Below are 11,675 nucleotides of genomic sequence, written 5' to 3'. Positions count from 1 at the left end.
AAACTACAATAGATAGGCTATTCTTCTATGAAGCTCCTTAACTCTTATCCCCGCTGCTTCCCCCTGTTTTGGATCAATGCTTTCAGTATGAAATAACACGGCAAGCATTGTGGCTGTATCAAACTGATAAAGATACTGAACAGCCTCTGGCACCCTTGCTATTTCCAACTCCGCCCCTGCATATCCCAGGATAAATTCATCTGTCAGAAGCCCATAATCTTTTATTCTCATAAGCTCCAGGACAGGATCTCCAATCAGCGCATTTGTCCAGTCGATGACAGCAGCCGCCTTTCCTTTTTGGAAAATAAGGTTTTCCGGCCTCAGATCCATATGCAGCAAACGCTTTTTATGCTTGAATGAAGATAAGATTCCGAAAATATCTTCCGGGTCAGGCAGCGGCAGACTGCACTTTAAAACCCTTTCAGCTGCTTTTGCCCTCATGGCAATCCTCTCAGCCAATGACTGGTGTACATCCTGCTCAGAGACGCCTGACTCTGGCAAAATTTCAATGCTGTGAAGCTCCATTGCAATTCTTCCTATTTCTTCAATGGAGACACTCTGATCTCCCTCCACAAATTCCTGAACCAGAAAATCTGCTGTTTCACCAAGGTGCAGATGGCAGATGGCCGGCACCGGCAGGCCATACTTTCTGCCATGGCCAGTCAATGCATATTCTTTCAGCAATCCCACCCTTGAATCGCTGATGGTATCTGTTTCCCTATCAATCTGCCGGGACCAGGGAGTCCGGATGGCTACCTTTCCCCACTCAGGTGAATAGCCCTTGAACACGCAATTTTCAACACCAAACGCAAATGGTTCAATATCTGAAATGTGGGTTCTTCCTTCGCATTCTTCCTGTACATTCTTTAATAATCCTTTTATTCTCTCATCCATAGCAGGTCTCCTATTCTTTCTTTTGAAAAAGCGCAGTCAGCAGGCCGGAAACACCGAACTCTGCATCATCCCCGTTCTTCTTTTTCATCGGTCTGATTTCAACTGCTCTGTAATCGCTGAATAAATGGAGGAGTTTTTCCTCTGTGAAGCCGAGTCCGCCCTTCATGCTGCGTTCTCTATAGACATCCCAGTCTGATTGAGACGAGCCGCCCAGCTCACCGTTTTTTTCAAAGCATGTTAGCGCAAAAAAGCCATTTGGCTTCAGCCTGTCACGCAAGATGGCAAAGTAATCGGCTCTCCGATGCGGCGGGATATGGTGAAAGCAGCCTGAATCGTAAATAAAATCGTATCCGGCAAAGCTCTGGTCCAGCTGGAAAATATCCGCTTCAGTGAAACGTATATTCGCAAGATTCTCCCTCGTTCTCTCCCTTGCCCAATTCAGTGCTTCTTTAGAAGAATCTACAGCATCCACCGTGCACCCTCTTTCTGCCATGTAAATGGCGTTCCTTCCTGGTCCGCAGCCGAGTTCCAGCACCCTGCCTGCTTTCACCTGCCCCTTATTGAAATAAGCAGCCAAATTCTCATCAGGAACATTTCTGAAAAAAGGGACATGGTTTTCCCTTCTTTCATAAAATTGGTCCCATTGAAATGAAGTTTTCTCTTTAAGCAGGAGATCCAGCATGTTCATTACATCTTCTGCTGTTCTAATCGTTTCTAAGCCAGACATCTTTCTTCCCCCTTCATTGCAGAGACACTAATAAATCTGGGTGAAGTCCCTGCAGCTCGTTTATTTTTCCCTCCAGCTTTGCAGCATTAAATCCACTCTTAAACACTTTTTTATCCGGCAGAAAGGTGATGCTCGTTCCCGTTTCATTTGTTTTCCCTATAGGAACCACCCGGGTAAGAGCCTTGCCATATTGATATTCCTGACTGTAAATCATCGTGTCCTTTTTGATCAGGACTGTCAGCTTTTCTGAAAAAGCGTTGATTGCCGCAACAGGAATACCGGATTTTTCATTCAATGAATCTTCCAGATAGTTTTTCTCAACATCTGTCAGCACGTCCTGCAGCCTGCTCATGGAGGTTCCCTCCAGCAGGGAAACCGGGATGCCGCGGCCATCATCGGAAACAGTCGCACTTCCATCACTATGCAGGTATATATTTATTCTGGACGCGAAACCTGCTTCATGCTCCTGGACTGCGTGATGGATGAGTGAAAACAGCAATATGTTTGCGTCAAAATCTCCTTCAGTTTTCATGTCCATTTTTTCTGGTTCTTCCCTAAGCGCTTCCAGTGCTGAATAGCGGCTGCTCTCAAACATTTCTGCTGCGCCAGCCAACTGGAGAAGTATTGGAAGAATTTTATCGACTGCGATTGAATAGCTTCCTCCCCTTTCCTTCTGTTCAATAATGCCGGCATGCAGCAGCGGCTTCATGTGGTGGTAGAGCTGGCCGGTCGTCCCCATCCCGAGTTCTTTGACTAATTCCGCTGCATTCTTCGGCTCCTGCAGGAGAGACTTGATTATTTCTATTCTTTGTTTGTGGCCAAGAGAGGAGAGAATATTCGCAAGGCTGCCGCTGTCTGGCGCCAGCACTTCCCCGAGGGTTTTGGACGCCGGCCTCCATTTTCTCCTTCCTTCATCGGTTGTTATTGTCCCTCTATAGGAGATACTGGTAAACAGGCTCTCTTCTTCACTTTCTTGGATCAAAGAAACTGCATCTATGCTGTCTGCTTTCTTTATAAGAATCTCCAGCTGCTGCTTGATATGGTTAAGTTCTTCTTTGAATGGCATAATGACCTCCGTAGTTCCGCATCACCTTTTATGTTATTACGTAATTACATAATAGCATAATATCTACAAATGATCTTGATTTTTCAGAAAGTTTTATTTGTTTTCAACAAGGAATGTTTTTTTAAATATTTGATGACCATTCCGCTTGCTTACCTACCTTTAATTACGGTTATAAAACAAAAAAATCCCCCGCTTATAAAAGCAGAGGATTTCTCCAGCATATTATTTTCCAAATATTTCGGCCTGCAGCCTTTTTCCTGTTGGAGTGGCGGCAAGCCCGCCCTCTGCTGTTTCACGCAGTGAGGATGGCATTGTCAGTCCGATTTTATACATAGCAATGATGACTTCATCGCATGGAATCCGGCTGGTGATGCCGGCAAGAGCCATGTCTGCAGCCGTCATGGCGTTCGATGCTCCCATAGCGTTTCTTTTTACACATGGGACTTCAACCAGACCTGCAACTGGGTCGCAGACAAGGCCGAGCATATTCTTCAAGGTGATGGCCATAGCCTCTGCTGCCTGGGAAGGAGTTCCCCCTGCCAGCTCGACAATGGCAGCCGCAGCCATTCCGCTCGCTGAGCCCACTTCAGCCTGGCACCCGCCGGCAGCTCCGGAAATGGAAGCATTGTTGGCGACAACAAATCCAAAGGCTGCTGATGTGAACAGGAATTCAATCATTTCCTGCCTTGTCGGGTTCAGCTTTTCTTTTACTGCGAACAGGGTGCCAGGCACTACACCAGCTGATCCGGCTGTCGGTGTGGCACAGATGACGCCCATTGCGGCATTGACTTCGTTGGTGGCAACCGCTTTGCTGACAGCATCAAGCAGCAGGTTTCCGGATAAAGCTTTTCCGCTTTTGATATAATTCTGCAAGAGGACCGCGTCTCCGCCTGTAAGGCCGGAAACCGACTTGACGCCTTTCAGGCCGCGTTCGACCGCTTCTTCCATTACGGTCAGGTTACGGTCCATCTGGGCAATGATTTCCTCGCGTGTCCGCCCTGATACTTCTATTTCCTGCTGAATCATGATTTCAGCTATTTTAACGCCCTTGCTTTCGGCAAGTTCGACTACTTCTGCTACATTGCGAAATAACATTGTATTCCCTCCCGGCTCCTAATCTTCTATTCTGCCATTCTGATGATTTGTGTGATATTAGGAAGCTGTTCCAATTCTCTGATCACGTCCAGATCGATGCGCTGGTCCACTTCAATGACCATCATTGCCATCTGGCCCTTTTCTTTGCGGGAAACTTCCATATGGCCGATATTGATCCGGTGCATCGCCAGTACATGAGTGACAGCGGATATGGCGCCGAATTGGTCGTTGTGGATGACCAGTATGGCAGGATTTCCAGAAAGCTTTAGTTTGAACGAGTTAAGCTCTGTAATTTCTATTGTGCCACCGCCGATGGAGATGCCTGTCAGGTCAAGCTCATGCTTACCGTCAGTCAAGTGAATGGATACAGTATTTGGATGGTCCATGACAGTGTCTTCTATTCTGAATTCAATGTCAAGGCCGGCTTCCTTTGCCAGGCCCAAGGACTGCGGAATCCTTTCATCGAATGTGTCGAAGTCGAGAAGCCCGCCTACAATGGCCACATCTGTTCCATGCCCTTTATATGTTTTGGCGAATGAACCGTACAGGGAAATGACCGCTTTGTTTGGCATGTTTTCAAAAAGGGTCCTTGCCACCCTGCCGATGCGTGCAGCACCAGCAGTATGTGAGCTCGATGGACCAATCATGACCGGACCAATAATATCAAACGCAGATCTATATTTCATTTTGCAACCCTCGCAATATCAGATGATTTTCAGGCAGTATACTGAACCTGTTGGCTTTTAAATTTTAAGTACGCTGCTGTTCTAAATATATTTAAATATATACACTTTGTGCATCAATCGTATATGCTTTCAGCTTACCTATTGGAGCCTTTTTAAAAATAGCATTAAAAAATTCTTTCCTTTATCGCTGAAAGGATGCAGGATATCATACATTTTGATCAATTAAATATCCTGCTTTCTAAAGCATACACTCAATCTCTTAAGATACAATGGAAAGACTATATTTGCAAGTTTGATCACTGATTGCATCTGTTTTGTGATCTGCTTTCATATGAAGAATTTCTGGTGTAAACGCTTCCACCAACAAACAAATTCATAATAACATAGATTCTGCTTGTCTCCAATGAGTTTAACAGCCATTTTATGAAAAAATCTAGTCCTAAATAATTTTCGTTTGGAAAAGGGCCTCAAAAAGTTCTTTTTTCTTAAGCAGCCTTCTCTTTCGCATTAGATGTGCCACAGCAAAACCAATCATTATTTGTGCTCGACAATAATCAGCTCAGGTCAGTAATTTCCGCTGCCTTTTATTCTGCATGTATCCCTTCCATTGTTTAAAAACATAAACCGGCTGCCTGTCAGCAGGCAGCCGGTCTTCTTTCCGTTAAATTACTTACTTCAAAATGTCCTTGAACGCCTTTGCCCTGCTATCAAGCGATCGGGCTGCACTCTCTATGCCCTTGAATTCCGCCATTGCCTGTTCGTTCAGCAGCCTGCTTTTTTCAATTCCATCCCTTGATTGCCTGGTGGCTTCACTGATATTTTTTACCTCGCCTGAAATGCCTTCGATATGGGCGTTCACTTCACCGATGGATTCCTGGACCCTGGTGGCAAGCTTTCTGACCTCGCCGGCAACAACATTGAACCCTCTCCCATGCTCGCCTGCACGGGCTGCCTCGATGGCTGCATTGAGTGCAAGAAGATTTGTCTGGGCAGCTATTTCGCGGATTGTTTTGACAATATCGCCAATGGACAGTGCCTGCGTTTTAAGAGTATCCAGCATTTTCAGATTCTCTCTTGAATCTCCAGCAAGCTTCTCGGATGCTTCCGCAGCTTCTTCGCTCCTGGTAATCCCGAGCTCGGCCCGATTTAGCAGCTCTCCCGCCATGTTTTGGAGTTCGTTTGCAACCGCAACCGTATTGCTTTCTCTTTCATTTATATTTGTAGCCAGTTTTACCACGGCGATGACATTTCCTTCTTCATCTCTCACTGGGGTATATGTAGCTTCAAGCCAAATCAGGTTTCCTCTCTTCGTCACACGCTGGATTTTTTCCTGAAAGCTTTTGCCGCTCCGTAAGTTTTTCCATAGTACAGAATAAGCGGGACTGCTGGCAAATTCATCTGTACAAAATTTCCGGTGATGCATGCCCTTCATTTCATTTACATCATATTCCATGGTACTTGCAAAATGATGATTTGCCCATAGCACAGTGCCTTGCGGGCTGAACTCAATCATCGCATGTGACCTTTCAATGGCAGCCAATACGGCTCCCTCATCCAGAACCTGTGTTGTGCTTGGAATATTGTTAGCTGGGACAGTCAATGTCATGCTTTTCCTCTTCTCCTTATATTTAGGCCGGTGCTTCTGCGGCAAAGTCTCCGAGGAAGCATGTCAGCCTGATCCTGCAGGCCGGCTGCACTGCCGGCTCCTGCTCATGAAAGCGCCGAAACATACGTAAATTCCACGCCTCCACCTATATAAGACTATTGTACTAGCCAGTGTAAGCAGTAAACAACCAGGAGTGTTCCGCTAAATGTAACAAAACAGCTACACAGCTAGAATTGACATGCCATTTTTAAAACTATTCTCTCACATCTCAAAATAGATTTTCGCCTTTCAAAGCAGACTCCCTCTTACCCTCTGCAGGTTTGTCCCCGGCACTGAAAGGGAATAGAAATGGAAATAAACCGAGGAGGTATCCCGCTATGAAGAAATTGGTGAAAAATATCATTAAATGGGCTCCTATAGCCTATCCGATCGTGAAAAAAATGTGGGGAAAAAGGAAAGCGCGCCAGTTAAAAGCATCGTCATAGTTGTGTGTAATGGAAGGAAGTCGGGCCGGGAGACCGGCGCCTTCTTTTTTTATTGACAGCTTCAGGACTGGAGTAGACTTAAATGTTTTTTGTATAAGCAGATGCTTTGACCCATTCAGCCTGACTAGCTATAATAGCCAATATCCGCTTATTATCTTGAATTAAAAGTATTTAATCTGCGGAAAACTTCTTAGTAACTAACGGAGGAATTATTCTTATGTCAAACGTATTATTCATCAAAGCAAACTCACGTCCAGCTGATCAGGCAGTCAGCGTGCAAATGTACGATGCATTCCTAAGCAGCTATAAGGAGAACCACCCGGAAGATACCATCATTGAACTGGATTTGTTTGAAGAAAATCTTCCTTATTATGATAATCTTCATATTACAGCAATGTACAAGCAGGGCCAGGGCATGGAGCTGAATGCAGAAGAAGAAGCTGCTGCAGCCCGCGTCACAAAGTATTTGAACCAATTCCTTGATGCGGATAAAGCTGTGTTCGCATTCCCGCTCTGGAACTTTACGGTCCCAGCTGTCCTTCACACATACTTTGACTATCTGGCACAAGCCGGCAAAACATTCAAATACACTGAAAACGGTGCTGTAGGACTTCTTACTGATAAAAAAGTCGCTCTCTTGAATGCAAGGGGCGGAGTTTATTCAGAAGGCCCTGCTGCAGAGGTCGAAATGTCTGAGAAGTATGTAAGTACACTTCTGGCTTTCTTCGGAGTACAGGACGTCACTTCCATCGTGACCGAGGGGCACAACCAGTTCCCTGATAAAGCGGAAGAAATCATTTCTGAAGGCATCAAGCAGGCTGCTGATACAGCTGCAAAATTCTAAATACAAGAAGAGATTTCTGCCTGGCAGAAATCTCTTTTTTTTCATGCTTAAAAGGTTTTGGCTTTCTCTTTCGCCTTTGCCACGCCTTCTTCTTTAATTTGCTGGGCGCGGTCCGGGAATTGATTGTGGCCTTCGATAAAGATGCCTTCAAAAGAAGGAATCCCAAAGAACTGCATAATGATTCCGATATAGCGGTGGCCCATTTCCATCTCTGCAGCCGGACCCTCGGAATAGATCCCGCCGCGCGCCTGGATATGAAGGGCCTTCTTATCAGGAAGAAGACCTACCGGCCCCTGTTCTGTATATTTGAATGTCTTCCCTGCTGTACAAACAGAATCAAGATAAGCCTTCATCACTGGAGGAAATGAGAAGTTCCACAAAGGAGTAACAAAAACATATTTATCCGCAGAAACAAATTGCTCAGTCAGTTCAGAAAGCCTGTTCACTTTTTCTTTTTCTTCCTGAGACAAGTCATCAAAAGAGCTTCCCGTGCGAAGCTTGCCCCATCCGCTGAATACATCTGCGTCAATCTGGGGAATATGCTCTTTATACAGATCAAGCCTTATGACTTCATCCCCTGGATTGGATTCACGGTAAGATTCAATAAATGCCGTTCCGGCAGCCATGCTGAATGATTGTGTTTCATCATGGGGATGTGCAGTGATATACAATAAAGTTGCCATAGAATACCCGCCTTTTTATTGAGATTTACCTTTTTAGCTTTCTCAAAAAGGCAGGATTTCAGTTCTGTTAAATTCCGCCGTCCCTGTCAAATCCTTTTAGAAACGTATACCATGGACAAAAAGACCGTGCTGATTGTCAGGCCGGATAAAATTTGCAGCAGCTCAAGCGCAGAAATATCAATAATCCCAAGACCAAGCAGCAGAAAAAAGATGAAGAAATAGACAATGAGGGCAAAATAAGCGTAAAAGAGGCCTTTCTGGCGGATCATCTTCATTCTTTCGTCCTTTTGCTTGAATTGAGGATAAAGGTATCCCATTGAAAAGCTCATAACTGTCATCGAAAGAAGTGTCCATGTCTGCGGCAGGATGCTTTCCCCTGCCGATATGCCGATGACGGCCATAAAGAGGGTCATGATTAAAAATAAGCCCCCGCATATAAAGAAAGTCAGTCTTGATTCCATCCGTTCATTCTCCTTTCTTGTTTGTTTCTTCTTCATAGATAAAAATATGTTCAATCGTTGTATCAAAGGTCTTCGCAATTTGAAATGCAAGCGGAAGAGAAGGTGAATATTTTCCTTTTTCAATGCTAATGATCGTCTGCCTTGAGACACCCAGCCTGACCGCAAGCCGGTCCTGCGAAAAACCATGCTTCTTTCTCAGCTCTGCCAAATTATTTTTCATAAACGTCCTCCTTGGTTTTACTATATTGTAAAGGGAACTTTACGTCAAGTGTGCTTTACATATGATACTGAGGGGTGGACAGTAATCACTATTTCTGCGAATAGCCATAAAAGTGGTTCTAAGCATGCTCGCTGGAACCACTATTTACGCGTAAAGCCAAAATAGCGGTTCTAGCCATGCTCGCTGGGTCCACTATTTCTGTGTAAAGCTAAAATAGCGGTTCTAGCCACGCTCGCTGGGACCACTATTTCTGTGTAAAGCTAAAATAGTGGTTCTAGCCACGAGCACTGGGACCACTATTTCTGTGAATGGCCAAAATAGCGGTTCCAGCCACGCTCGCTGGAACCACTATTTATGCGAAAAGCCAAAATAGCGGTTCCAGGCTAACACGCTGGGTCCACTACTTCGCTGAAAGACCACTAAAATAGCTAGCCATACTCCCAAAAATCACTTTTCTGACAAAAGAAAAGCTAAAAACACCACATCAAAAAAAGGAAGACCCCATATTTCCCAGGACCTTCCACAAAAAATCAATCAAAGACTATCCGCCATCAGCTCAAGAAGCCTTTCTCCGCTCATTTCAGTTTCTCCGCCTCCCTGGGCAAAATGCTTGTTTCCCCCGCCTCTGCCATGAATGGCAGGAAGAATGGACTGGATGATCTTTTTCATATCTGCCTCCGTTTTTGTTCCGCTCGCACATACGGCCTGCAGCTGCCGGCCGTTTTCCGCTGCAAACAAGACAATCGCCTGGTCATTTTGAATGGCAATAGACTTGGCCAGTTTCTGAAGCTCCTTAACATTTCTATCGCGAAAAACCTTCCGGATGATGGCTGATCCATCAAGGATGCTTCTGGCATATTCCTTTCCTTCCTGCTCAAGCAGCTGGTTCTTTAGTTCCTCCAGTTCTTTTTCCATCTGTTTCTGCGTATCGAGCAGCTTGATGATCGCCTCGGGTATTTCCCCCTCTGGCGAACTAATCAGCTGGCCTGTCCGATTCACAATCACATTCTTAGTGTGCAGCTGTTTCAGCACCCTGCCGCCGCAGACAAATTCTACCCTGGTTTGCTTCTTCTGCCGGCTCCAGCCGAGAATCTTTATAGCCTGGACTTCCCCTGTAGCTTTCGGGTGGGTTCCGCCGCAGCCGTTATAGTCAAATTCAGGAATGATAACAAGGCGGATATTCTCTTTTACCTTAGTTTCTTTTCTTAATGGGTAGCCCGCAAGCTCACTCTCACTGACCCATTTGGTTTCGATCGGAAGATTATCGGTAATAATTTCATTCGATTTTCTTTCTGCCCTTGCTGCTTCTTCCTCACTCAGGTTCTCTGTTTCAATATCGATAGTCAAAGTCTCTTTTCCAAGATGAAAGCTGACAGTCCTGTACCCGAACAGCTCATCAAAGGCAGCAGATAGAATATGCTGGCCTGAATGCTGCTGCATATGATCGAATCTTCTCTGCCAGTTAACCCTTCCATCGACTTCTCCTGATTCCGGAAGCCTCTCTTCAAGATAATGCCTGATTTCGCCTTCTTCTTCTTCAACATCTGTTACAGAGATACCGTGAATCGTCCCTGTATCAAAGGGCTGGCCTCCTCCGGTCGGATAAAAAGCAGTCCGGTCAAGAACTGCATACCACTTACCGTCAGAGTTCTGATCCTGGCGGATGACCGAAGCTGTAAATTCTTTTATGTAAGGATCTTGATAATATAACTTTTCCATCTGGGTTTTCATTCCTTTTTATTATTTCTTATGATTATTTCCCACTTAGCGAAAAACCGTCAAAGCATCTGCCGCCAAATGGCTTCATGATGTCATCCACAAGCTCAATGACGGGCTGTTTTTCCCCGAATTGATAAAAGCCGTCGAAGCATTCAGCAAACCTGTATGCCAGAGCTTGATCATAATGGGATAATTCCCTGTAAATCCATTTAGACTGGCCAATCCATTGTTTATTGGTTCTAAGAAGAAATTCATGCGCCAGCTCAGCCAGCTTTCCAGCAATAAAAAGAGATTCATGCCTTTTGGTGCTGCCGATGAAATCCTCCAGTGCATCAGTCAGGAAATAGCGCTTAAATGTCAGCTCAGCATCTGTCCACAGAGCAGGGCCCGCAGCCATCAAGGCGGCAGCTTCCTTCCTAATCCCGCCAAGAAAGTCCTTACCTCTAAGCACCAACCCTTCCGCCACCATCCGTGGAAGCGTCGGCCTGGCCCTTTCTGCATCCTTCTGGAAATATCCCCTGCACGAATCTTTAGTGTGTTCAAAAAGCTCAACCGGCCATCCTTTATAATGGAAAGATTCTCTTCTGACAGAACCAGCTTTGTCATTTATTACGATAATATCCAGATCAGAGGTCGCGGTTCCTTCTCCCCTTACGATACTTCCTCCAAGGATGGCCCCTCTGCAGTCCGGGAATCTTTCATTGATGAGCATTTGTGCAGTTTCGACCGCAGGCAGCCTTTCTTTTATCTCTGTCATTTTTCTGTCTCCCCATACTTTTTATCCTGTACAAATCATAATGATATGGCCGTCAGGATCTTTTACGTTGAAAAAGCTGAAATCGTCAAAGCGGGTTATCTCTGGGTCAACGGCAAAGTCCTCGCTTTCCATCCAGCTGTAAGCCTCTTGAATGTCCTCAGTATGCAAGTTGAACAATGGATAAAGCCCAGCCTGCGGTCTTTCCCTTTCACCGTAAGGTCCTGCATCCAGGGTAAGACCGGTTGCCCCATTCATTTTTACATTATATACCGGGTTCTCAACCGGCTCTGTGACTTTCTGGCCAAGAAGCTTACAGTACCATCCTGCTGACTTTTCCAGATCTGCCACATGTACAAAAATGGTATTCATCCTATTGACTATAGGTGTTTTCATCTTCCCATCTCTCCCTTTCTTTTAAATAGAACCTGAACA

At 45.3% G+C, this 11,675-nt stretch carries 13 protein-coding genes and 1 pseudogene; 1 reads left to right on the top strand and 13 read right to left on the bottom strand.

Features of this window, described 5'->3' with window-relative positions; all coding sequences use genetic code 11:
• Positions 1–3: 3 nt before the first annotated feature.
• From N288_RS10360 to N288_RS25825, 7 genes and pseudogenes are all read right to left on the bottom strand, one after another.
• Positions 4–894 carry a phosphotransferase family protein gene (locus N288_RS10360; protein ID WP_009790792.1) on the bottom strand — a complete coding sequence of 297 codons (891 nt, stop codon included), beginning with the start codon at positions 892–894 and terminating at the stop codon, positions 4–6.
• A 10-nt stretch (positions 895–904) separates the two neighbouring features.
• A complete protein-coding gene (locus N288_RS10355) occupies positions 905–1,621 on the bottom strand; it encodes a class I SAM-dependent methyltransferase (protein ID WP_009790791.1) in 717 nt (238 codons plus the stop codon).
• Positions 1,622–1,634: 13 nt separating this feature from the next.
• Positions 1,635–2,687, bottom strand: a complete 1,053-nt coding sequence (locus tag N288_RS10350) for an ArsR family transcriptional regulator (protein WP_009790790.1) — start codon at positions 2,685–2,687, stop codon at positions 1,635–1,637.
• A 222-nt stretch (positions 2,688–2,909) separates the two neighbouring features.
• A complete protein-coding gene (sdaAA, locus tag N288_RS10345; RefSeq protein ID WP_009790789.1) occupies positions 2,910–3,782 on the bottom strand; it encodes an L-serine ammonia-lyase, iron-sulfur-dependent, subunit alpha in 873 nt (290 codons plus the stop codon).
• 26 nt (positions 3,783–3,808) lie between these two features.
• On the bottom strand, positions 3,809–4,468 hold the full coding sequence (gene sdaAB / locus N288_RS10340; RefSeq protein ID WP_009790788.1) for an L-serine ammonia-lyase, iron-sulfur-dependent subunit beta: 660 nt from the start codon (positions 4,466–4,468) through the stop codon (positions 3,809–3,811).
• Between the two features lie 670 nt (positions 4,469–5,138).
• On the bottom strand, positions 5,139–5,633 hold the full coding sequence (locus N288_RS25830) for a methyl-accepting chemotaxis protein (protein ID WP_232217730.1): 495 nt from the start codon (positions 5,631–5,633) through the stop codon (positions 5,139–5,141).
• 48 nt (positions 5,634–5,681) lie between these two features.
• A pseudogene (locus N288_RS25825) lies at positions 5,682–6,074 on the bottom strand (PAS domain-containing protein); the annotation flags it as partial.
• 702 nt (positions 6,075–6,776) lie between these two features.
• Between N288_RS25825 and N288_RS10330 the strand changes: the two are divergent.
• The gene (locus N288_RS10330; RefSeq protein WP_022543791.1) at positions 6,777–7,403 is read left to right on the top strand and encodes an FMN-dependent NADH-azoreductase; all 627 of its coding nucleotides are present in this window, start codon (positions 6,777–6,779) and stop codon (positions 7,401–7,403) included.
• Between the two features lie 47 nt (positions 7,404–7,450).
• Here N288_RS10330 and N288_RS10325 read toward each other — a convergent pair whose 3' ends face one another.
• The 6 genes from N288_RS10325 to N288_RS10300 all read right to left on the bottom strand — a co-directional run bounded on the left by N288_RS10325 (position 7,451) and on the right by N288_RS10300 (position 11,636).
• A complete protein-coding gene (locus N288_RS10325) occupies positions 7,451–8,086 on the bottom strand; it encodes an FMN-dependent NADH-azoreductase (RefSeq protein ID WP_009791632.1) in 636 nt (211 codons plus the stop codon).
• A gap of 86 nt (positions 8,087–8,172) precedes the next feature.
• Positions 8,173–8,547, bottom strand: a complete 375-nt coding sequence (locus tag N288_RS10320; RefSeq protein ID WP_009791631.1) for a hypothetical protein — start codon at positions 8,545–8,547, stop codon at positions 8,173–8,175.
• 4 nt (positions 8,548–8,551) lie between these two features.
• Positions 8,552–8,767, bottom strand: a complete 216-nt coding sequence (locus N288_RS10315) for a helix-turn-helix transcriptional regulator (protein ID WP_009791630.1) — start codon at positions 8,765–8,767, stop codon at positions 8,552–8,554.
• Between the two features lie 534 nt (positions 8,768–9,301).
• Entirely contained in the window at positions 9,302–10,486 is a 1,185-nt protein-coding gene (locus N288_RS10310; protein WP_022543790.1) for a serine-tRNA(Ala) deacylase AlaX, read from the bottom strand.
• Positions 10,487–10,520: 34 nt separating this feature from the next.
• Positions 10,521–11,243, bottom strand: coding sequence for a nucleotidyltransferase domain-containing protein (locus N288_RS10305; RefSeq protein ID WP_009791628.1), 723 nt, complete (start codon positions 11,241–11,243; stop codon positions 10,521–10,523).
• Between the two features lie 21 nt (positions 11,244–11,264).
• The gene (locus tag N288_RS10300) at positions 11,265–11,636 is read right to left on the bottom strand and encodes a VOC family protein (RefSeq protein WP_022543789.1); all 372 of its coding nucleotides are present in this window, start codon (positions 11,634–11,636) and stop codon (positions 11,265–11,267) included.
• Positions 11,637–11,675 lie beyond the last annotated feature (39 nt).

Source organism: Bacillus infantis NRRL B-14911 (genome assembly GCF_000473245.1).
Taxonomy (GTDB): Bacteria; Bacillota; Bacilli; order Bacillales; family Cytobacillaceae; genus Bacillus_AB; species Bacillus_AB infantis.
The sequence above is the reverse complement of the archived record's forward strand: the minus strand, read 5'-3'. Positions and strand labels throughout refer to the sequence as shown.